The sequence below is a fragment of the uncultured Flavobacterium sp. genome (assembly GCF_951805225.1).
Classification (GTDB): Bacteria; Bacteroidota; Bacteroidia; order Flavobacteriales; family Flavobacteriaceae; genus Flavobacterium.
Genome location: NZ_OX638201.1, coordinates 3717647 through 3742067, shown reverse-complemented (window position 1 = coordinate 3742067; position 24421 = coordinate 3717647). Strand labels below are relative to the sequence as shown.

The window sequence follows — 24421 nt, the reverse complement described above, 5'->3', positions numbered from 1 at the left end:
TATGCGAAAATTAAAAGTACTTATTTTATTATCTAAGTTAAACCCGACAGGTTTTGAAAACCTGTCGGGTTTGCTTGTGTAAATTAGTTTTTTAAATACTTTTCTAAAAACTGATCTTGTTCCCAAAGTAAATGCAAGATGTTTTCTTTTGCTACATAACTGTGTGCTTCTTTAGGTAAAATCACCATTCTTGCAGGAGCTCCTAAACCTTTTAAAGCCTGAAAATATCTTTCTGTTTGCAAAGTAAAAGTTCCTGGATTATTATCGGCTTCACCGTGAACTAATAAAATTGGAGTTTTCATTTTATCTGCATTCATAAAAGGAGACATTGTGTTGTAAACATCTGGAACTTCCCAGTAATTACGTTGTTCGCTTTGAAAACCAAACGGAGTTAAAGTTCTGTTGTAAGCGCCGCTTCTTGCAATTCCACAAGCAAATAAATTAGAATGTGTTAATAAATTTGCAGTCATAAATGCGCCATAAGAATGTCCGCCAATAGCAACTTTTTTACGATTAATATATCCTAAAGCATCAACTGCATTAATTGCAGCTTCGGCATTATCTACTAATTGTGAGATAAAGTTATCGTTTGGTTCTGTAGTTCCTTCTCCAATAATAGGAAAAGCTGCATCATCCAATACCACATATCCTTTGGTTACCCAATAAACAAAAGATCCATAATAAGGAAACGTAAACTCATTTGAATTTTGAGTCGATTGTCCAGCACTATTTCTGTCTTTATATTCGGCAGGATAAGCCCAGATTAATAAAGGTAATTTCTCTTTTTTAGCTTTGTCATAACCAGCAGGAAGATATAAAGTTCCCGAAAGTTCTAATCCGTCTTTACGTTTGTATTTAATTACTTCTTTACTCACATCTTTGATACTTTCAAACGGATTTTTGAAAGTTGTAATTGGAGTTAAGCTGTTCTGTTTTTTAATATTTCTGAAGTAATAATTCGGATATTCACTTTTTGACTGAATCTGAACCAAAACTTTTCCTGATCTAAAATCTTCAATTTCAATTAAATCTTCTTTTTTATCTTTATAAGAAGAAGTATAAATACGTTTAGATTGTAGTGTCTTTAAATTGAATTCATCAATAAAAGGAAACTGACCGTTTTTAGTATATCCGTCACCAATTCTGTAAGCGTTATCTTTTTCGATTGCCAGAACATATTTATTGTATTCATTCTTTTTGGTTTCAAAAATACCCGGATCTGAATAAACGTCTTGTTGGTTTCTGTCTGTAATTACTTTTGCTTGCTGACTTGGATTTGATGGATTAATCAAATAAGTTTTGGTATTACGCGTATCGTACCATTCGTCAGTTACAAAAGCAGTATTTTCATTACCCCAAACAATATCAGAATAACGCTGAGGTATTTTTACCAATGAAGTTGCATCGCTTGTAAAAGGCGCATCCCAAAGAAAAAGCTCATCTCTAAAATCTACTTTATTTGCAGGATCTCCTTCGTCTAAAGCTGTAACATAAGATAAAGTTGCAGGTTTGTCATTTCTCCAGGCCATTTCTCTTTTTCCTTTTCGAACAGCCATAAAACCTTTTGGTATAATTTCGTTCAACGGAACTTCGTTAACCGTTTTGATTTCTTTTCCTCTAATATCATAAACAATTGATCTCGATGGAAATCTGCTTAAAGGAACAACATAAGAAAATGGTTTCTGAATGGTTGTCAACATAATATAATTGCCATCAGGAGAGATTCTTTCTCCGGCAAACATTGCAGCTTCTTTAAATAAAACCGCATTTCCGTTGATATTGACTTTGTATAATTCAGATGTAATGATGTTTTCGAAATTAACTTCATCATTTTTGTTTTTCAACATATCCGGATAAGTTCTGTTTTGAGATTTTTCTCCAGAAGTATTCGAAATAATTGGTCCGGTTGGTAAATCTTTTTTAGAATCTAAAAGTGGTTTTCTGTCTTTTGGAAGCATTTTTACCAAAATAGTTTCATTGTCTAAAAACCAGCTAAACGGATTTCCAAGATTTGCATTTACTGTAGCTTCCGTCAATTTTGTGGCTTCCGCCGAAGCAACATCCAAAACCCAAAGTTCTACACCAGTATTTGTAGTGTGCGAAAACAGAATCTTTTTGTCATTTGGAGACCAAAGAACATTACTGATTTTAGGATTATTTGGTAAACCTTTTACTTGAATTTCGTCTTTACCGTTAATCTTTCTTAATTTCAGATTGTTGATATAAGTTACGGTACTTGAAATATTGGTTACAGGATTAATCCTTAAACCTCCTAAACGAAGTTCTTCTTGATTTAAATCGTCCAATGTTTTGTATGTACTTCTGTATACTAAGAGCATATTTTCTTTTTTAGTATCCATAGATACTGTAGGAGCTCTTTCATAATCTGCTAAATCCAGAATAGATTTAGATGGTTTTTGGTAGGTTAAGTTTTCCTGAGCAAAAGCAAAGAAACCTATATTTAAAAATAAGAATAATGTAACCTTTAATTTCATAGTTTGAATTTTATGGGTTTGAAAAAAGTGGCTTTCATAAATGTTTGTCTAAGGTAGTTTACTCTTGTTACATTTTATGCGTTATTTTCCATACTTTTCATTGTTTTTGACTAAAAACTGGTTTTTTAGAATTGAACTTAGTTTAATAGCTTGTATAATTAAAGTATATTAAATTGTTAATTACGAAAAAAAGAGTAATTTGTACTCTTATGTTTTAAACAATACTTAAATTTGCAATCCAATTTTTTAACAAATAATAAAAGAATATGTATCATTCAAAAATAGCGGGCTTAGGATATTATGTTCCTTCTAATGTTGTGACCAACGATGATTTGTCTAAGATTATTGATACCAATGATGAATGGATTCAGGAGCGAACAGGGATTCAGGAGCGTAGACATATTATTCGTGGAGAAGATACCACGACAACAATGGGAGTAAAAGCAGCTAAAATTGCTATAGAACGTTCTGGCGTTGCCAAAGAAGATATTGATTTTGTAGTTTTTGCTACATTAAGTCCAGATTACTATTTTCCAGGACCTGGAGTTTTAGTGCAACGTGATTTAGGTTTAAGAACTGTTGGAGCATTAGATGTTAGAAATCAATGTTCTGGTTTTGTTTATGCTATTTCTGTTGCAGATCAATATATTAAAACCGGAATGTATAAAAACATATTGGTTATTGGTTCAGAAGTGCATTCAACAGGATTGGATATGACAACTCGCGGACGTGGAGTTTCGGTAATTTTTGGAGATGGAGCAGGAGCGGCAGTTTTAAGTCGTGAAGAAGATTTGACAAAAGGTATTTTATCGACACATTTACATTCAGAAGGACAACATGCTGAAGAGTTAGCTTTGCAAGCACCAGGAATGGGAGCGCGTTGGGTAACGGATATTTTAGCAGATAATGATCCGAATGACGAAAGTTATTATCCATACATGAATGGACAATTTGTGTTTAAAAATGCAGTAGTTCGTTTTGCGGAAGTAATTAATGAAGGTTTGGAAGCAAATGGTTTGCAAGTTTCAGATATTGATATGTTGATTCCGCATCAGGCAAACTTGAGAATCTCGCAATTCATTCAGAATAAATTCAAATTGAGCGATGATCAGGTTCATAATAATATTCAGAAATACGGAAACACAACTGCAGCATCTATTCCAATTGCTTTGACAGAAGCTTGGGAACAAGGAAAAATCAAATCTGGAGATACAGTTGTTTTGGCTGCTTTTGGTAGTGGATTTACTTGGGCAAGTGCGATTATCAAATGGTAATTTAAGTGTTCTTATATCATATTTTAAAAACCTGCTCTTTTTAGAGCAGGTTTTTTTTATACTTATTTTTCAAGTTAAGCGAGATTGTTGTCAGGCTGAGCGAAGTCGAAGTCCACGTTCCAATTTGTACGCCTTCCACTTCGCTCAGGATGAAATACGCTCAGGTCATTGGATAAATATTTACTGAAATATTTTTCTTACTTTTATAGGTGTTTCAATCAAATAAAAAAATGAAAAGATATTACGTTTATATATTAAAATGTTCTGATAATAGTTATTACACTGGAATAACAAATGATGTAGATAGAAGGTTCAATGAACATAGTTTTGGTTTAAATAAAGAAAGTTACACTTATAATAAAAGACCATTGGAACTAGTTTTTTGTACTGAATTTAATGATGTAATTCAAGCTATTTCATTCGAGAAACAAGTAAAAGGTTGGAGTAGGAAAAAGAAAGAAGCTATTATAAATGATAATTGGGATGATTTGAAAAAACTTTCTGAATGTTTGAATGAAAGTCATTTTAAAAATTTTAATAAAAAGAAGATTTAGTAGTAAATTAGCCTTCGACTTTGCTCTCAATTAATGTTCTATACACAATATCGTTTGTCAGGCTGAGCGGAGTCGAAGCCCACGTTACAATTGGCGTGCCTTCGACTTCGCTCAGGATGACAGTAGATTGCGATTAAATTATATATATAACAGGCGAAGACGAAGAATACTTTTTAAAATAATTAAAATGAAAAAAAATCAACTGGAAATAGCGTGTTTTAATTACGAATCGGCCATAATTGCACAAGAAAATGGAGCTGATCGAATAGAACTTTGTGATAATATGAAGCTTGGCGGAACAACTCCTAATTATATTTTAGCCTTAAAAGTGAGGGAGAATGTTTCGATAAAAATGCATGTAATCATAAGACCTCGTGGTGGAGATTTTGTTTATAGTGATGAAGAGTTTGTCGAAATGAAACAAGATATTAAACAATTTAAAAAATTGGGAGTTGATGGTTTTGTTTTCGGAATTTTAAAAGCAAACGGAAGTGTTCATAAAAAACGCAACAAAGAATTGGTTGATTTAGCAAGTCCGCTTTCTTGTACTTTTCATCGTGCTTTTGATGTTGTAAAAGATGTCAAAGAATCTCTTAAAGATGTAATTGAATGTGGTTTTAATACTATTTTGACATCAGGACAAGGAATTAATGTCGAAGAAGGAATTTTTACTTTAGAAAAGATTCAAAAATGGTCCAAAGATAAAATAGAAATTATGCCTGGCGGAGGTTTGCGATCTTCGAACATTAAATTATTACAGGATAAACTGGAACCAACTTTTTATCATTCATCGGCCATTACAGATAATACCGAAACTGCAAATCCGGAAGAAGTAAAAGAATTAAAGAATTTTTTATAAAAATAGTTAATAAAAAAAGCCTGAAGTTGGCATACTTCAAGCTTTTCTTTTCTACAAGAACTATTAAAATCTACTAATAAAAGAGGGATTAAAACATTCCGCCACCACCTTTATTAGTGTTATCTTCTCTTTGTTTACGTTGAAGGTTTTTGATTTTTGCACCTCCAAAGTTATAAGTCAATCCTAAATAAACTGTTTGACTTTCCCATGTAAATTGTCCTGCCTGAGGATAAGGATACATTGTGTCAAAAGCATATTTCATTGTATTGAATACGTCATTAAAACGAACACTGATATTCATCTTGTTGTCTAATAATGTATAACGTGAACCTATGTCCATTTTGTACATTTCATGGCTATTATTTTGAAGACCATCTGTTGCACCTCTGTAAAATCCGAATAATAAAAAGCTTAAACGTTTGTTTGCTTTAAAGTTTGAATTCATACGTCCGTTGAATGCTGCAACCGTAATTTTTCGTTCAATTGGATTGCTTAATTTTGTTGCCGGATCATATAAAAACACAACTCCTTGCTGATTAATGCTTGAGAAATCAATAGATGGCGAAATATCCCACCATTTTGTAATTTTATAATTGAAAGAAGCTTCAAATCCGTAAGCTGTATTATGATCATAATTAGTAAAAGACATGATTTGTTTCGTATGATTTGGATCAGTTTCATCAGGATATAGAATTCTACTGATTTGATCATTAATGCTTCTTACGTAAACACCTGCTGTAAAACTTCCTTTTTCAAGTGTTTTAGTGTAATTTACTTCAACAGAATTTGTAAACTGAGGTCTTAATTCAGGATTTCCCAATGAAGTAACTAATGGAGTAGAAAATTCACGAATAGGTTTTGTCTGCTCTAAACTTGGTCGGTCAACACGACGGCTGTAACTAAATTGTAAAGTATTTTTCTCATTCAAATTATAAGTAAAATAAGCTGATGGATATAATGTAATATAATCATCGTCAAATTTCTCTTTACCATAATTTAAATTGGCAGCCACTTTATAACTTTCAAAACGAGTACCCAATTGGTAGCTAAATTTTTTGAATTTTTGACCAAAAGTCACATAAGCAGAGTAAATATCTGTATCATAAGTATAATCTGAAGCTCGGTCAGCAACCGGAACAGATGGATTTCCTGTAATGTAAATATTGTCGGTTCTTGTTATTCTCGCTTCTGCACCAGCTTCTAATGTTGTTTTATCGTTTAATGGATTAACATAATCAACATTCAAAGTGCTTAATTTTCGAGTTCCGTTAATATAATCGTCATAAATAACGCTACTGGCAGAATTATCAATATTTGTAACCTTTGTATCAAATGAAGCATTTTGAACTTCTTTTGTATCACTATAATTTCCTTCGATGTCTAAAGTATGACCTTCTTTTTTAAAGATGTGTTTGTAGGCTAAATTATAAGTTCCTGTTGTTTCCGGTCCCCAATATTTTGATTTTTGAAGAATATTTGCAATATCAGAATCAGTAACATTGTTGTAATCAATATTGGTGTCTACAAATCCTTTTCCTGTTGATTTATTTTGATTGGTATAAATAGACAATGTGTTATGATCATTAATTAAATAATCCATTCCAATTTTATATAAGTAGGAATCATTATCGTTTTTAATATCCAGATTTTGCACAATGTCTTCATCAAATCTCACGATATGACCATCATTGAAATAAGTTCCAAAATTTTGACCTACGTTTCCAAAGAAATTTACTTTTCCGGTTTTATAGTTCAAATCTAAAGATTGATTGTATTTAGCTGTTTCTCCAAAAGTGATTCCGCCGCTGTAACTTCCGTTGAAACCAGTGTTAGCATTTTTGTGCAGAATAATGTTGATGATTCCAGACATTCCTTCAGGATTATACTTCGCACTTGGATTGGTGATTAGCTCAATTTTTTTGATAGAAGTCGAAGGAATTTGTTTTAACAATTGAGCAGGATCAATGTTCGAAGGTCTTCCGTCAATTAATACACGCACATTATCGTTTCCACGAAGAGAAAGCTTTCCGTCCTGATCAACATTTACAGATGGAATATTGTTCATAATATCAGAAGCAGAAGCTCCTGCAGTAGTTAAATCTTTTCCAACATTTACTACTTTTCTATCGATTTTTTGTTCAATAGTAGAACGCTCGGCTACAATGTTTACTCCTTTTAATTGTGTTGCTTCTTCTTCAAGAGATACATTAACAGTAGCTGTTTTTTTGCTATCACTTAAAATTACAGAACCAATATATTTTCTAAATCCAATGTATTGAATTTCGATCGTATAGCTTTTTAGAGCCAAATTTTTAATTGTAAAATCACCATTGTCATCTGTGTTAACTCCTGTAACTACTTTTCCGTTGTCTTTAATAGAAACTGTAGCATAAGAAATTGGTGCATTATTTGATTTTTCGGTAATTTTTCCGGATACTACCCCGGCATTTTGGGCTTGTGCTGTTGCAAATACACCCAGTAATGCAAACAGAAAGAATTTTAGTTTCATAATATGGTAATGATTGATTTTTTTGATTGATTGATGATGATGATTGTTATTTTGTTTTTTTTTAGTTTTTTTCTTCAAACGAATTTAAAGTCCCTATTAAGACTCTTTTATCATCGATATGTTACAGGAAAATCAAATAAAAAAAATATTTTATTTATGGATGATCTGTTTTATAGTAGATTAGCATTTTGATTTTTTGATAATTTTAACATTCAGAACGATTTACTTTTTAAGAAATTCTAATCGTTTTCTTGAATTTAATATGTTTTTGATTTTCTCTAATTGATGAATAAGCAGTATCTTTGCTCACTTTAAAATAAGTTTACATGTCATTACAACAAATTCTTACACCTTCTATACAAAAAGCAATACAAGCATTATTTGATGTTACTGTTGATAAAATCGAGTTTCAAACTACTAGAAAAGAGTTTGAAGGAGATATAACAATGGTGATTTTTCCTTTGCTAAAAGTTATTAAAAGCAATCCAGTAGAATTAGGAAATAAAATAGGGAATTATTTAGTAGAAAATCTTCCTGAAGTAGCACGTTTTAATGTTGTTTCGGGTTTTTTGAATATAGTAATTGCTGACAGTTATTATTTGAATTTCTTCAATGAAATCAGAGAGAATAATAAGTTTGGATATGTAACTCCAAATCCGGAAGATAAAGCAATAATGGTAGAATATTCTTCGCCAAATACTAATAAACCTTTGCATTTAGGACACGTTCGTAACAATTTGTTAGGATATTCTGTGGCCGAAATTATTAAAGCATCGGGAAAAAAAGTATATAAAACTCAAATTATAAACGATCGTGGAATTCATATTTGTAAATCAATGCTGGCTTGGCAGAAATTTGGAAATGGTGAAACTCCTCAAAGTTCAAATTTAAAAGGAGATAAACTGGTTGGTAAATATTATGTTGAATTTGATAAAGCTTACAAAGGCGAAATCAATCAATTAATAGAAGCCGGTAAAACTGAAGAAGAAGCAAAAAAACAAGCTCCAATTATTGTTGAAGCTCAGGAAATGCTGCAAAAATGGGAATCTGGAGATGAAGAAGTAATTTCGCTTTGGAAAATGATGAACCAATGGGTTTATGATGGTTTTGCAATAACATACACTAATCTTGGAGTAAATTTTGATAAATATTATTATGAAAGTAATACGTATTTATTAGGAAAAGATGTTGTTCAGGTTGGACTTGACAAAGGAGTTTTCGAAAAAGATCCTGATGGTTCAGTTTGGATTGATTTGACAGATGAAGGTTTAGATCGTAAAATTGTTTTGCGTTCAGATGGAACTGCAGTTTATATGACGCAAGATATTGGAACAGCAATTCAGCGTGTTAAAGACATGCCGGATGTTGGTGGAATGGTTTACACAGTTGGAAACGAGCAAGATCATCACTTTAAAGTTTTATTCTTAATCTTGAAAAAATTAGGTTTTGATTGGTCTTCAACTCTATATCATTTGTCATACGGAATGGTAGATTTACCTTCTGGAAAAATGAAAAGTCGTGAAGGAACTGTTGTAGATGCTGATGATTTGATGCAGGATATGACAGACACAGCAAAACAAATTTCAGAAGATTTAGGGAAACTGGACAGTTATTCTGAAGAAGAAAAAGCTAAGTTGTACAAAACAATTGGTTTAGGAGCATTGAAATATTACATTTTAAAAATAGATCCTAAAAAACGTATCTTGTTTAACCCTGAAGAATCTGTAGATTTTGCAGGAAATACTGGTCCATTTATACAATATACTTACGCGAGAATTCAATCGATAATTCGTAAAGCCGATTTTGATTTTTCAGCCAAAACAGACATACAAGAATTACACGAAAAAGAAAAAGAATTGGTAAAACAAATCGAGCTTTTCCCGGAAGTAATTCAAAATGCTGCTCAAAATCATAGTCCTGCTTTAATTGCTAATTATACATATGATTTAGTAAAAGAGTACAATTCATTTTATCAATCCGTTCATATATTAGGTGAAATCGATTTGACAAAAAAAATATTCAGAGTTCAGCTTTCTCAAAAAGTAGCCGAAGTTATAAAATCAGCCTTTACATTATTAGGAATCGAAGTTCCGGAAAGAATGTAAAAGTTTTAATACTTAAGATTAAAAAGCCAATAGTTGAAAAATTATTGGCTTTTTTTATTGCTTTTAAAACTTATAGTGTCAGATTTAGGCTATATGACAGCATATTTTTACGACAAGTTTTGTTAGTTAATAATTAGCAAAACATCTCCTTATATTTTTTTAGTTATTTTAAATTAGTAAGCTTTTAGAAGAAAATAAGGAATAAATGATTAAACCGTCTAAACTTGATTTAGACGGTTTTTTTATATAAAAAAGCCGATAGTTTTGACACTATCGGCTTTTTTGCAACTAACACAAACATTTTTATTTTACGAACTTGTTGATGATTGCATCAGTTTCTGCTTTTGTTGCATCTGGTTTTAAATCAAACAAAAGAGAATAAAGAGCTTTTTTATCAACTTTAGCTTCTAAGTTTAAGTCTTGGTGTCTGTCAAAAAGAGTTTGCCATTTGTCACGAACATTTTTCCAAAGTGCATTGTTGGCAACCCACCATTTTTGAGCAGCGATACATTTAACATCCGGAACTTTAGTATAAACATCCATTCCTTTTTCTTGTGCTAACAAAACATCTTTTCCACTGTCATCTCTAACCAATTTATCGTTGTCTTGTTCATGATTCCATCCTGTAGCAGTAATTTCGTGGATGTTTCTTCTTTTCAAAACATTATAGTCATTACGTATAGTTTGCTCTCTTCTTGGTAGAGGCGCATCAGCAACATTTGACCAGTAATCTTGTCCATCTACATGTACCCAAGTTGAAGATCCTTCATATCTTGGACTATCATCTACTTGATATACTTTTTGAGTCCATTGTCCTTTAACAGCTTTCTTGTCTAATTTTTTGTATTTCCAAGAAGTTCCTTTGTCAAATGAATATAAATCAGTGTTTTCGTACAACCAATCTTGTCTCCAGTGTTTGATGATCATATCGTCACTTACTATTAATAAGTGTTGCATTACAATTTTATTTGGAGTGTCTTCTAATAAACCTACCCATTCTAATGCAGTCTCGTGTTTAGTTGGTGAAGATTTATATGTAATAGAATCTTTAGGGTATTTAAAAGTTTCTGTAAAATTAAATTTTACTTCATAACAACCACACATTGATTTGATTGACTTAATGTCTTGTTGTTTTTTGTCCTGACTGAAACCAAGGCTGCATGTCAAAGCCATTATGGCTGAAAAATAGAGGCTTTTTGAAATCATAACTTTATTTTTTTTGTTTTAAAATTTTTCGCAAATATATGTTTTTTATTTAGAACAAATAAAAATAGTTTCTATATTTGCGCCATTATTAAGACTGAATAAAAATAATGAAAATAAAATTTACCCTTTTTGCTGCTTTTCTTTTTTGCCAAATATCTTTTGGGCAAGAAAAACAAAAAGATAGTATTAAATCGAATGAATTATCAGAAGTAACGGTTACAACGGCAACAAGGACAGAAAGAGTGCTTTCTTCATTGCCATTGCCAATGACCGTTATAACATCTGAAGCAATTATAAAATCGGGTGTTACAAGATTAAATGAAATTCTAAATGAGCAAACAGGGATTATTTTAATTCCTGATGAAAGTGGTTTTGAAGGTGTTCAGATTCAAGGTCTTGATGCCGCATATACAATGATTCTTATCGATGGAGTTCCGCTTGTTGGAAGAAGTTCCGGAGTTTTGGATTTATCAAGAATTTCTGTTGGAAATATTGAGAGAATTGAAATTGTAAAAGGAGCATCTTCTGCTTTATATGGTTCAGAAGCAATGGGCGGAGTGATTAATGTAATTACAAAAAGACCTAAAAAAGATATGTTTTCTGGTAATCTGTCTTATCGATATGGCACATTTAATACCAATGATGCGAATGCTAATTTACTTTGGAAGAAGAAAAAATTTGCAGCCAACTTATTTGCCAATTATTATTCAACTGATGGATTTAACTTGTATAAAGATTCATGGTTACAGAATGTTGAAAAATATCATAACACTACAATTCAGCCAAAAATATATTACGATTTTTCTGAAAATCTTAAATTAACTGTAAGCAACCGTTTTTTTTATCAAAAGATGGATAACAAAGCTATAATTGAAACTGAAAGATACGCTGGCGATGCAAAGGAAAATGAGTGGAATTCGCAAATTAAATTAGAACACAGATGGAATTCCAGATTATACTGGGAATATGAATTGTATGCGACCAATTATAAGAATGATGCTTTTTTGAATGATCCCAATAATGTGCTTTTTGAGAAATCATATTATAATCAGTGGCTTGTTCGACCAGAAATAAGAACCACCTGGTCTATAAATAGGGATAAATTAACAGCAGGAGCAGGATTAAATTATGAAACCTTAGATCGTACCTATTTTGCTAATAATGTCCAGTTTAATTCACAATATATTTACCTGCAGTATGATTATAATCCAACAGATAAATTAAATATTCTTGCAGGATTCAGATATGATAACCATAGCAAATATGCATCGCAATTGAGTCCTAAGCTAGCGGTAAATTATAAATTCAATGCCAATTTTTCTTTAAAAGGTTCAGTAGGATATGGATATAAAGCACCAGATTTCCGTCAGTTATATTTTGATTTTACAAATCCATCAGTAGGATATACTGTTTTAGGATATAATGTAGCTGAAGCTCGTCTTGATGAACTTGATAGTCAGGGAATTATTGGTAGTAGAGTAGCAGGGGTAAATTTTGATCAACCGTTGAAACCGGAAAGTTCGATCAATTTTAATTTTGGAGGATATTATAGAAAGAATAAACTTAAAGTAGAATTAAATGCTTTCTACAATTCGATTAGTGATTTAATTGATACAGGCGTTGTTGCTACAAAAAAAAGTGGTCAAAACGTTTTTAGCTACTTCAATTACAGCAAAGTTTTTACTTATGGTTTAGAGTTTAATTCAAGTTATGATTTTACTAAAGACTTTTCAGTTTCGCTTGGATACCAATTTTTAACAGCCAAAGACAAATCGGTTGTTGATAATTTTGATGACCATAAATACATCCGCAATTCGAGTTTACAAACTATTGAAATTAGTAAATCTGACTATTTTGGACTGTATAACAGATCGAAACATACAGCCAATCTTAAATTTGCTTATACTATTCCGTCAATAAAAACCGATGTTAATTTACGTGTTCTTTATAGAAGTAAATATGGACTATTTGATACCAACGGAAATGGGATTCTGGACAAATACGACAATTTTATAGGGGATTATTTTATAGCAAACTTATCAGCCTCAAAATTTATTATGGATAAATTCATGCTTCAGGCAGGGGCTAATAATTTATTTAACTACACAGATCCTAGCCAAATCCCGAGTCTGGCAGGAAGACAGTTTTATGCAAGAATTCAATACAATTTCTAATTTAATAATTATTTAAAAACCTTTACAATGAAAACAAATTTTTTAAAACTTTCGCTTTTAGCACTAGTAATTTTTACTGCATCTTGTAGTAGTGATGATAAAGACAATACAATTCCAGCAGTTGTAACTACAAAAGTTTCTAATGTTCCTGCTCCACAAACAGGTGGTCAAGGAGAGCCAGCTGGTGGAGACTTTGCAAAATTCAGTTTTTCAGAAAATAAAATTGTAACTACTGACAATTGGGATATTGCTTTCCGTGGAACTACTATTGTTGTAAATGGAGGAGTTAAAGTTGGTATCAACGGAGAACCTGAAAGAAAAGGAACTGGATCAGTAAGTATTGTTTCTGGTACGTTTGGTAACGTAACTGCATTTCCTGCAGCTAGCACTTTTGTTCAAGATGCTAAAGACGTTCTTGCAATTCCTACAGGAAGTGGAAAAGGATGGTATTCATATAATTCAACAACTCATATTATTTCACCTATTGCTGGAAAAGTATTTGTTGTAAAAACGCATGATGGTAAATATGCAAAATTTGAAATCTTAAGCTATTACAAAGATGCACCAGCTACACCGGATGCAAATTCTTTACCAGGATACTATACTTTCAATTTCGCATACCAAGCTAATAGCACAACAACATTCTAAAAAAATATTAATAACCTCGAATAAGTTATTATTCGAGGTTATTTTTTTAACCTATAATTAATTTTAACATGTAGAAAGTTACTTTTTATTATAAATTTTGTTTTAAGTCTTTTTTTATAAAAAGAGATCTAAAATTAATTTTAATGTACATAAGGGTAATTACTTAGTGTTATGTAAATCATTATAAAAATGAAAATAAAATTACTTTTATTGGCTTTGCTTTTTTTTGTAAAGTTTGGTTTTGCTCAAAATACTGTAAGTTATAGTCCTCTTAATCAAACATTAAATCTTAAATCTGGAGAAGAAGGAAGTGTAAATGTTGTAGCAACATGTGTAGGCAGTAGCAGTAGTAATCCTCCGATTGCTCTTAATGCGGAAGTATCATGTGGAACTAATGACGGCTATATGTCCTTTAAATACTCAAATGGAAATTTACTGTTTGCAAACCAAACAAGTACATTAACATTAAAGTTTAAAAAGACCGTAACTCAGGATACTCAAATAATTTATAAGTTTAGTACAAACAATAATTGTTTTCAGGATGAATCCAAAATGATTAAGATTACGGTGAATTATAAAAGTGGATCGACTACAACTCCAACTAACCCAACAAACCCAACGAATCCCACGAATCCAACAGTTCCAAATATAGAATGGAGTAAAATTGCTAAAGATCAAACGATTAATGAGGGTAATTCTGCAGAATTGCTTGTTGGAGGTGATGCAAAAGAGAATTTTAAAAAGTATGATTCAGTTTTGAATCAATGGAAATCAAGTACTACTTCTACAGGTAATTATCAGCCAATTGTAGGGGCAACAAGTAAAGATTATTCACCTGGGATTCTCAATGTAACTACATATTTTAAGAGAGATGTTACATATAAAGTTAATAATAATGGAGTAAGCGGTTCTGATGGAACTAAATCAAGTAATATAGTTACTATAACAGTAATTCCTGCTCCACCATTACTAAATAATACAATAAGTAGATCAGGTTCTGAATTGCAAGGTAGTTTACCAAGTGGAGGGACTGGTACGTATGTTTATTATTGGTATGCATATGTTTTACAAGATGAAGATCCTTGGCTGATTGGGCAATCGATAAACTGTACGATTCCTAATAGTGTGTATAAGTTTGTTGATTCGATGGGATATAATGGATATATTAATCGTGTAGTTGTATCAGGTAAACAACAGTTAGTGAGTAATACGATAACTATTACTCCTTCAATAGAAATCACGAATAATACAATAACATTATCAGGAAATAGTATTTTAGGTAGTTTACCAAGCGGTGGCACAGGGAGTTTTACATATGAATATTATGTCTATAATGAATTCCCGGATGGTGAAATTGTCGATGGAGTTAGTGTCGTTGGATTTAATCAAAATTATGATTCGGTTGTTCATGGATATTTAACGACTAAATATTATAGAAAAGTTTATTCAGGAAATAGAGTTTCTACTAGTAATACAATAACTATATTACCTAAAGCAAGTTCAGCAAAAAAGGCTACTGCTAATTATCAAGAAACAGTTTCTGGTGATTTAATAGTTTATCCAAACCCAACAACTGAATCAGTTAACTTCTCAACAAATTTCTCAACTAATAAAGAAATTGAAATTGTAGTATATTCAGATAAACTGCAAAATGAAAAAACAGTTTTTAAAGGAACAGTAATCCCAAGTCAGATTGTGAATTGGAAAATTCCGTCAAGCTATCAAAAAGGAATTTACTTTTATAAAATTTTATCAGGCGGTGCAGAAGTTAAAACGGGTAAATTAATCTATCAGTAATTGGTTTTAGTTTTTAAATTTTGGAAACCAATGTTATATAATAAAACCGAATTAGAGTTAAGTTAATCATTAGCTTTGTTTTTTTTATTTTTTTTTGATAAAGAGGTTAGATTCGTCTGACCTCTTTTTTTATTTTTACTTCAAATAAAATGAGTAATACATTTATTTTTAGTCCTATCTTTGCGCATATTTTTTTACAAGCAGTTAATAAAGATTTAAATCATGGTTTAATTCTTGTACTGCTATTCTTCAAATTTATAATTAGTAAGTGAATACAAAATCTTATTTTTTTCAGTCTTTTGCAATCGTCGCTTTAGCGTTTGTAGCCTTTATTGGATTTAAGCAAATCTTGCCGGATAAAATCTTTTCAGAAAGTAAAATTGATTCCAAAAATGTACTAATCGATAGTATGCTTTTAGAATCAGTAGCAAAAGATTCATTATCGCTAAAAAGCGATAGTATCGAGGAGAGCGAGCGAAGACTGGGCGAGGAAAAAATTATTTATGATGCTACAGAAGGAATTGAATTTCCATCTGAGACTTTTGATAATTACAAAGGTTATCAGTATTTGATATCCTTTTATGAAAAATTATACCAGCTTGAAAAGAATCCGCAAGGCAATGTCAGAATTGCTTATTACGGAGATTCTATGACAGATGGAGATTTAATTGTGCAGGATGTTCGTGCCAATTATCAGGAACGTTTTGGAGGAAACGGAGTTGGTTTTGTACCTATAACTTCAGAATCTTCGGCTTCGAGAGGTTCTGTAAAATCATCGTATTCTAAAAACTGGAAAACACAATCATATTTGAATGTCAAGAGACCAATAAGTCCTTTTGGTGTAAACGGACACGTGTTTTTTGCAAATGATAAAGCAAACTCAACTTGGGTTCAATATGAAGCAGGATTAAATAAAAACTCAACATCATTAGATAATCCAACATTGTTTTATGGAAGAGCTTCTAAGAAAGGAAATGTGAATTTTGTGATCGGAAAAGATACATTACGAAAAAGCTTAATTCCGAATAATTTGGTAAATACTCTAAAAGTGACTTCAGGAAGTATAAAAGCTTTCAAAGCAAACTTTATCCATGCAGATTCAATTCCGATTTACGGATTTAATTTTGATAACGGAAAAGGAGTTCACGTTGATAACTTCTCACAAAGAGGAAATTCAGGATTGCCAATTTCTGGTTTTGATGCGGGCGTAATGCAAGCTTTCAATACTAATCTAAAATACGATTTGATTATCTTGCATTATGGAACCAACGTATTGAATTACGGAACTAAGAATTATTTCTGGTACGAAAGAGGAATGAAAAAAACGGTGAATAAAATCAAAGAATCATTCCCTGGAGTTTCGATTTTGATTATTTCAACTGCAGACAAATCGACTAAGTATGATCTTGAAATGAAAACAGATTCTGCTGTTGTTCCATTAATGAAAGCGCAAAAAAGATATGCATTAGAAACCGAATCCGGATTTGTTAATTTATACACTTTAATGGGCGGTGACGGATCGATGGTAAAATGGGTTGATGAATCTCCAGCCAGAGCAAATAAAGATTATACACACTTTAATCAGCGTGGTGCAAAAGCAATTGGTAGATTATTGTATGATCAATTGAATAAAGGATACGAACAATATAAAGGACTTCGTGAAAATAGAGGAACTGTTCCCGATCAACGGAAAACAGTCAAAAAAACAAATACAGACTCCGTTTCTGTAAAAAAAGATAGTGTAAATGACTAGACTCCTAATTTTATTTTGTTGTCTTTTTTTCTCAACAAACGAAAAACCAAAGACGACAGATTCACATTCAATAACAAAAAATATGATTCACAAAGTCGATTCAGCAACGATTGAGCCTTTTTCTGATGATGAGATTTATAATGCGAAAGTGTTAGAAAGTGTATTTGAGAAATTACAGAAAAATGAAAAGAACAACAATCAAAAGATAAACATTGTTCATATTGGAGATTCTCATATTCAGGGTGATTTAATGACCAATGAAATCAGAAAGAATCTACAGCAGAAATTTGGAAATGCAGGTCGCGGTTTAGTTTTTCCTTATCAATTAGCCAAAACAAACGGTTCTTATAATGAGCGTTTTCGTTCGAATAGAGTTTGGGAAAGTTACCGAAATATTCATCCTTTTAAAAACGTTCCCATTGGTTTAAGCGGAATTGGACTTTGGAGAGATACTGGTGGTTTTGCAGTTGAACTGAATGTCAAAGATGCGGCTTATAAGTTTAATACAATTCGAATTATTACGCCGCAAAACCAAGATATGTTTGATGTGGCGACATCATCGCAAACCAATATTATTCAGTCGACAGAGCGAAAAGTAATTACACATAAAATCAAAAAAGGAGAAGTGATATCGACTATTGCCGATAAATACAATGTTTCAGTTGCCGAAATCAAAAGAAACAATCACCTAAAGTCAGATAATATTCGTGCAGGAAGAGTTTTGAAAATTCAGACTAATGAAACAAAACCCAAAGAGATCAAGAATTCGTCGTTTGTTTCTTTAGATTTAAAATCAGATTCCTTTAGTCATTATTACAATTCAGATAAAGCATTAGATAAAATTTATTTGATTCCGAACAAAGATGCTAAGAAATATGAACTAAACGGAATTGTTCTCGAGAAGGATTCGCCAGGTTTAATTTACAGCAGTATTGGAGTTAATGGCGCTAAGTTTTCGGATTATACAAAATATCCTTTGTTCTTTGAGCAGTTAAAAGCTTTACATCCTGATATGTTGGTTCTTTCTTTAGGAACAAATGAAAGCTACGATCATATGGAAGCTCCGGCTTATATTGAACAGATTCGTCAGTTTATAAAGAAAGTCAGAGAACAAAATATAAACGCTCCGATAATTATTAGCACGCCGGCGCCTTCTTTGCTTAAAGGAAGAAGAACTAATACTTACATATTTGATTATGCGAGAAGTATAATTCAAATTGCCGAAACGGATAATATTGCCGTTTGGGATTTATATGATGAATTTGGCGGAATGCACGGAATTAATCAATTAAAAACTCAAGGATTAATTGGACCGGATTGGGTTCATTATTCTAAAAACGGATACGAAAAACAAGGAAATTTGTTTACACAGGCATTTTTAAGCGCATACAATAATTTTAAATTAAAGAATTAAGTTGATTACAATTGATAGCATAAATGATTGGTTTGTTCAAAATTTTGGTGCAATTACCTTAGAACAAGCTAAAAGTTGGTTTATATACAATCCCGAGGAAAAATTATTGTTTAACACAGGTTTATTCTTAGGACTGTTTTTGGTTTTTTATTTTGTGTATGCTTTTTTACGCAAGACATTTTATTTGAGATTAACGTATGTTATTCTCTTCTCGCTTTTCTTTTATTATAAGTCAAGCGGAATTTACTTTCTGTTATTGTTGCTTTCATCTGTTGTCGATTATGGCCTGAGTCAGATTATTTTTAAAACAACAAAAGACAGTACAAAGAAAATTTATCTTGTAATAAGTGTGATCCTGAATTTAGGATTACTTGGGTATTTCAAGTACATGAATTTCATGATTGTGACATTCAATGATATGTTTCATGGTAATTATCAGCTTCATGATGTTTTTCTTCCTGTTGGAATTTCGTTTTATACCTTTCAATCGATGAGTTATATTATTGAGATTTATCGTGAAGAAATTAAACCGACAAAAAACTATATCGAATATTTATTTTTCGTTTCGTTTTTCCCGCAATTAGTTGCCGGACCAATCGTTAGAGCAAAAGATTTCTTGCCGCAGATTTATCAAAAATTAAATCTAACGAAGCAAGATGTTAACAATGCTTTGTTTTTAATCATTGGCGGATTAATCAAGAAAACCGTAATCTCAAATTACATTTCTATAAACTTCGTTGACCGTGTTTTTGATACGCCAATGAATTATACGTCATTCGAAAATTTAATGGCATCTTACGGATATGCGATTCAAATTTATTGTGACTTTTCAGGATATTCAGATATGGCAATCGGAATCGCTTTGTTATTAGGATTCAAATTACCAGCCAACTTTAGAACGCCATACAAATCAACTTCAATAACAGATTTCTGGAGAAGATGGCATATTTCGCTTTCAACCTGGTTAAAAGATTTCTTGTATATCTCTATTGGAGGAAACAGAGAAGGAACATTCGCAGGATATTTATTTCCAAGTTTATTTTTCTTTGGATTATTGCTTTGGGGAATTTCAAACGTAAGCGTGAGTTATATTCCGTTAGGAATTGCAATTGGAGCATTAGTTCTCTTTTGTTTGACATTTTTACTTTCGAAGAAAAAAAATCAAACGTTGGTAACCAATTTCAATTTGTTTACCACAATGCTTTTAGGAGGATTATGGCATGGAGCAGGAGCACAATTTATTGTTTGGGGAGCATTACACGGATTAGCATTAGCAGTACATAAAATTTTCATGGAATTTTTCCCTTCCAAAAAAGACGGTAAAGGTTCAGGTTTTTTATGGAAATTCTTTTCAATCGTAATTACATTCCATTTTGTAGTTTTCTGTTGGATCTTTTTCCGCGCCAGAGATTTCGAAACAGCATTACAAGTAATCAATAATATTGGTCAGTTGACTTTCGAACCAGAACATTGGAAAGCAATTGTGTTAGGTTATAAAAATGTATTTGGATTAATGCTTTTCGGATATGTTTGGCATTTCTTACCAGAAGTTATTACAGACAAAATGAAATTTGTTTTCGATAAAACACCTTTATTAGGAAAAGCAATTATCCTTGGTTTCGTATATTGGATCGTTTACGCAACAGCAGTTGCCGGTTCACAACCTTTTATTTATTTCCAATTTTAATAGAAGAGGTTCAAAGGGATAAAGTTACAAAGGCGCAAAGGTTTATTCTTTGCGCTTTTTTTTCTCTCGCAGATTTAGCAGATTAGGAAGATTGTTTTTTTTGTGAATGAAAAAAATCAGCGATATTTGCTAAATCTGCGAGAGCAAAAAACATAGCGAATTTTGCGTAATACTTCGCTTACTTTGCAGTAAAATCAAAACGTACTTTGTAGTTAAATAAAAATTGCCTGAAATATCTAATTAGATTATCTTTGCACTTCAAATAAAGAAAAAATTATGTTTGATAATTTAAGTGATAAGTTAGATAAAGCGTTCCATATATTAAAAGGACACGGTAAAATTACAGAAGTAAACGTTGCCGAAACCTTAAAAGAAGTTCGTCGTGCCTTACTTGATGCCGATGTTAACTTTAAAATTGCTAAAGATTTTACTGCCAAAGTAAAAGAAAAAGCGATTGGTCAGGACGTTTTAACAACACTTCAACCAGGACAATTATTGGTGAAGTTGGTAAAAGACGAACTAACAGAATTAATGGGTGGAGATGTTGCCGGAATCAACCTTTCTGGAAATCCAAGCATTATCTTAATGTCAGGATTGCAAGGTTCTGGTAAAACAACTTTCTCTGGTAAGCTTGCCAATTTTTTAAAGACTAAGAAAAATAAAAAACCACTTCTTGTAGCTTGTGATATTTATCGTCCTGCGGCGATTAATCAGTTGCATGTTGTTGGAGATCAAATAGGTGTTGAGGTTTACTCAGAGCCGGAAAATAAAAATCCTGTAGAGATTGCTCAAAACGCAATCAAACATGCAAAAGCAAACGGTTTCAATGTAGTTATTGTCGATACTGCCGGACGTCTTGCAGTAGATCAGGAAATGATGGATGAAATTGCTCGTGTTCATAAAGCAATTCAGCCACAAGAAACTTTGTTTGTTGTTGATGCAATGACAGGACAAGATGCTGTAAATACAGCAAAAGCCTTCAACGATATCTTAAACTTTGATGGAGTTATTTTAACGAAATTAGATGGTGATACACGTGGTGGAGCTGCAATTTCGATTAAATCGGTTGTAAATAAACCAATCAAATTTGTAGGTACAGGCGAGAAGATGGAAGCAATTGATGTTTTCTATCCAGATCGTATGGCTGAGCGTATCTTAGGTATGGGAGACGTTGTGTCTCTTGTAGAAAGAGCGCAAGAACAATTTGACGAAGAAGAAGCAAGAAAACTTCAAAAGAAAATTGCTAAAAACGAATTTGGTTTTGATGATTTCTTAACTCAAATTCAGCAAGTAAAGAAAATGGGTAATATGAAGGACCTGGTTGGAATGATACCGGGAGCTTCAAAAGCCATGAAAGATGTAGAAATAGAAGATGATGCTTTTAAACATATAGAAGCAATCATTCACTCGATGACACCAATCGAAAGAAGTAAACCTGCCATAATCGACGTAAAAAGGAAAGCCAGAATCGCTAAAGGTTCCGGAACCAAAGTCGAGCAAGTAAATCAGTTAATGAAGCAATTCGACCAAATGAGCAAAATGATGAAGATGATGCAAGGTCCGGGCGGAAAAAACCTGATGAAAATGATGGGAGGCATGAAAGGAATGCCAGGCGGAATGCCGAGATAATAAAATACAAAAAGTTTCAAGTTTAAAGTTTCAAGTTCAGAGACTAAAACTTGAAACTTTTTTGATTAAATAAATTATAGTTTCGTTTTAAGGAAGAACCTGAAACTTGAAACCTGAAACTAAAAAATTAAAACTAAAACATTTTAACTACACAATAATGCAACTACTAGACGGTAAAAAAACAGCTGAAGACATTAAAAACGAAATTGCAGCCGAAGTTCAATCAATAAAAGATGCCGGAGGAAAAGTACCTCATTTGGCAGCAGTAATTGTTGGAACAAACGGAGCGAGTTTAACTTACGTAGGAAGTAAAGTAAAATCTTGCCAGCAAATAGGCTTTGATTCAACTTTAGTAAGTTTACCGGAAGATATTACCGAAGAAGCTTTGCTGGCAAAAATCAAAGAACTAAACGAAGATGACGATCTTGATGGATTCATCGTTCAGTTGCCATTGCCAAAACATATCGACGAACAAAAAATCTTATTGGCAATCGATCCGGATAAAGATGTTGACGGTTTTCACCCAACAAACTTTGGTAGAATGGCTCTTGAAATGGAAAGTTTCATTCCTGCAACACCATTCGGGATCATGCAATTATTAGAGCGTTACAACGTAGAAACTGCCGGAAAACACACCGTTGTTATTGGTAGAAGCCACATTGTAGGTCGTCCAATGAGTATCTTAATGAGCCGTAAAGGAAATCCTGGAGATTCAACAGTAACTTTAACCCACAGTAGAACTAAAAATTTAGCCGAATTCACTAAAAATGCAGATATTATTATCACAGCTTTAGGAGTTCCTGAATTCCTAAAAGCAGATATGGTTAAAGATGGAGTTGTAATCGTAGATGTTGGAATTACTCGTGTAGAAGATGCATCAAACCCAAAAGGATACGTTATCAAAGGAGACGTTGATTTTGACGGCGTAAGCAAGAAATCATCATTTATCACGCCAGTTCCTGGTGGAGTAGGACCAATGACAATTGCGATGTTACTTAAAAATACACTTTTAGCAAGAAAAATGAGAAGCGCGAAAAAATAATTTTTGCAATCAAATCATAAACAAAGCCTATTCAATCGAGTAGGCTTTGTTGTTTTATATACTTTGGGCGTGACCGTATTTGCAAAAGGCGCTATTTAACATGCCGCTTATGCGCGCCTTTCGCAAATACGGTCGGGCTATCCACGCTACTTCGGTAGCAAGCTCCTATCCCTCACGCAACTTTGCGTTAATAAACTATGTATTCCTGCAAGGTTTCTAAAACCTTGTAGCTTTGTATTGTTAATTAATGAAGTGTAGTCCCTACGGGACAAAATACTATTGGATAATTATTTTTTACCAATATGTAATCTCTCCGAGATATTCTGCAAGGAGTTATAAATTGATGAATAAATATTTTCAAAAGGCAAGGTAAATTATCGGTAACAATAAAAATACTCCGCTAGGAGTTACAGGTCGGTAGCAAAAATTGCGTGTCACAAAATAAATTATTTATCAGCAAAAATACTCCGCTAGGAGTTACAGGTCGGTAGCAAAAATATATATCGTGAACCCATAAAATATCCCGTAGGGATTACACATTTTAGATAATGCAGATTTATTTAAACGCATCGAAAAAAATCAATAAAAAAAATCAACATTATTACTTGTCAATTCAAAATAAAATATAACTTTGTAGTACAAAGTACTTTTATTATGAATCAGAAGCACCAAGAAGATTTAGCACATATTCGTTCCATGATGGAGCGCTCTTCAAGATTTATATCCTTAAGCGGACTCTCAGGAGTATTTGCCGGACTTTCAGCTTTAATTGGAGGTTTGTATGCATACCAATTGTTTGGGTTAAATAGAACGAGTTATACGGATGGAGCTTCATCATATAGTCAAAATGTTGATTTAGTTAATCAGTTAATATATACTGCGGCTATAGTTTTGGTTTGTGCTTTAACTTTTGGAATATTTTTTACTTTAAGAAAAAGTAAAAAATACAATTTGCCTATTTGGACATCAGCGACAAAAAAAATGCTGTTTAATTTAGCGGTTCCACTTTTGGCAGGAGGTATATTTTGTTTGGCACTTTTGCATCATCAAATTTATGGTTTTGTAGCGCCGACAACTTTAATTTTTTATGGTTTGGCACTTGTAAATGCTGAGAAATATACTTTTTCGGATGTTAAATATTTAGGATTCTGTGAGTTAGTTTTAGGATTTATTTCTCTTTTTTATATTGGATATGGTTTAGTTTTTTGGATCATAGGATTTGGTATTTTGCATATCTTATACGGATTAATAATGTTCAAAAAATATAAATAATCC

At 32.2% G+C, this 24421-nt stretch carries 16 protein-coding genes; 13 read left to right on the top strand and 3 right to left on the bottom strand.

Annotated elements, in window-relative coordinates:
* Positions 1–83: 83 nt before the first annotated feature.
* Positions 84–2495 carry a prolyl oligopeptidase family serine peptidase gene (locus WN975_RS15420; RefSeq protein WP_337967311.1) on the bottom strand — a complete coding sequence of 804 codons (2412 nt, stop codon included), beginning with the start codon at positions 2493–2495 and terminating at the stop codon, positions 84–86.
* A 266-nt stretch (positions 2496–2761) separates the two neighbouring features.
* On the opposite strand from WN975_RS15420, the gene WN975_RS15415 reads away from it, so the two are divergent.
* The 3 genes from WN975_RS15415 to WN975_RS15405 all read left to right on the top strand — a co-directional run bounded on the left by WN975_RS15415 (position 2762) and on the right by WN975_RS15405 (position 5182).
* The gene (locus WN975_RS15415) at positions 2762–3769 is read left to right on the top strand and encodes a beta-ketoacyl-ACP synthase III (RefSeq protein ID WP_041519914.1); all 1008 of its coding nucleotides are present in this window, start codon (positions 2762–2764) and stop codon (positions 3767–3769) included.
* A gap of 230 nt (positions 3770–3999) precedes the next feature.
* Entirely contained in the window at positions 4000–4323 is a 324-nt protein-coding gene (locus WN975_RS15410) for a GIY-YIG nuclease family protein (protein WP_337967310.1), read from the top strand.
* Between the two features lie 187 nt (positions 4324–4510).
* On the top strand, positions 4511–5182 hold the full coding sequence (locus WN975_RS15405) for a copper homeostasis protein CutC (protein WP_337967309.1): 672 nt from the start codon (positions 4511–4513) through the stop codon (positions 5180–5182).
* Between the two features lie 88 nt (positions 5183–5270).
* On the opposite strand, the gene WN975_RS15400 is transcribed toward WN975_RS15405, so the two are convergent.
* Positions 5271–7691: a TonB-dependent receptor gene (locus WN975_RS15400; protein ID WP_337967308.1), complete on the bottom strand. Its 2421-nt coding sequence runs from the start codon at positions 7689–7691 to the stop codon at positions 5271–5273.
* A 326-nt stretch (positions 7692–8017) separates the two neighbouring features.
* On the opposite strand from WN975_RS15400, the gene argS reads away from it, so the two are divergent.
* On the top strand, positions 8018–9796 hold the full coding sequence (gene argS, locus WN975_RS15395) for an arginine--tRNA ligase (protein WP_337967307.1): 1779 nt from the start codon (positions 8018–8020) through the stop codon (positions 9794–9796).
* 303 nt (positions 9797–10099) lie between these two features.
* Here the strand turns inward: argS and WN975_RS15390 are convergent, their stop codons facing one another.
* Positions 10100–11002 carry a hypothetical protein gene (locus tag WN975_RS15390; protein ID WP_337967306.1) on the bottom strand — a complete coding sequence of 301 codons (903 nt, stop codon included), beginning with the start codon at positions 11000–11002 and terminating at the stop codon, positions 10100–10102.
* A gap of 107 nt (positions 11003–11109) precedes the next feature.
* Here WN975_RS15390 and WN975_RS15385 point away from each other — a divergent pair, with 107 nt between their 5' ends.
* The 9 genes from WN975_RS15385 to WN975_RS15345 all read left to right on the top strand — a co-directional run bounded on the left by WN975_RS15385 (position 11110) and on the right by WN975_RS15345 (position 24418).
* Positions 11110–13176, top strand: a complete 2067-nt coding sequence (locus tag WN975_RS15385) for a TonB-dependent receptor (protein WP_337967305.1) — start codon at positions 11110–11112, stop codon at positions 13174–13176.
* A gap of 27 nt (positions 13177–13203) precedes the next feature.
* Positions 13204–13824: an HmuY family protein gene (locus WN975_RS15380; RefSeq protein WP_337967304.1), complete on the top strand. Its 621-nt coding sequence runs from the start codon at positions 13204–13206 to the stop codon at positions 13822–13824.
* Between the two features lie 189 nt (positions 13825–14013).
* Positions 14014–15621 carry a hypothetical protein gene (locus WN975_RS15375; protein ID WP_337967303.1) on the top strand — a complete coding sequence of 536 codons (1608 nt, stop codon included), beginning with the start codon at positions 14014–14016 and terminating at the stop codon, positions 15619–15621.
* Between the two features lie 268 nt (positions 15622–15889).
* Positions 15890–17374, top strand: a complete 1485-nt coding sequence (locus WN975_RS15370) for an SGNH/GDSL hydrolase family protein (protein WP_337967302.1) — start codon at positions 15890–15892, stop codon at positions 17372–17374.
* 82 nt (positions 17375–17456) lie between these two features.
* A complete protein-coding gene (locus WN975_RS15365) occupies positions 17457–18788 on the top strand; it encodes an SGNH/GDSL hydrolase family protein (RefSeq protein WP_337967301.1) in 1332 nt (443 codons plus the stop codon).
* Between the two features lies 1 nt (position 18789).
* Positions 18790–20475, top strand: coding sequence for an MBOAT family O-acyltransferase (locus WN975_RS15360; protein ID WP_337967300.1), 1686 nt, complete (start codon positions 18790–18792; stop codon positions 20473–20475).
* Between the two features lie 276 nt (positions 20476–20751).
* Positions 20752–22104, top strand: a complete 1353-nt coding sequence (ffh, locus tag WN975_RS15355) for a signal recognition particle protein (protein WP_099709438.1) — start codon at positions 20752–20754, stop codon at positions 22102–22104.
* Between the two features lie 157 nt (positions 22105–22261).
* On the top strand, positions 22262–23146 hold the full coding sequence (locus WN975_RS15350) for a tetrahydrofolate dehydrogenase/cyclohydrolase catalytic domain-containing protein (RefSeq protein WP_056255237.1): 885 nt from the start codon (positions 22262–22264) through the stop codon (positions 23144–23146).
* A gap of 654 nt (positions 23147–23800) precedes the next feature.
* Positions 23801–24418 (top strand): hypothetical protein, encoded by a 618-nt coding sequence (locus WN975_RS15345; protein ID WP_337967299.1) that lies wholly within the window; start codon positions 23801–23803, stop codon positions 24416–24418.
* Positions 24419–24421 lie beyond the last annotated feature (3 nt).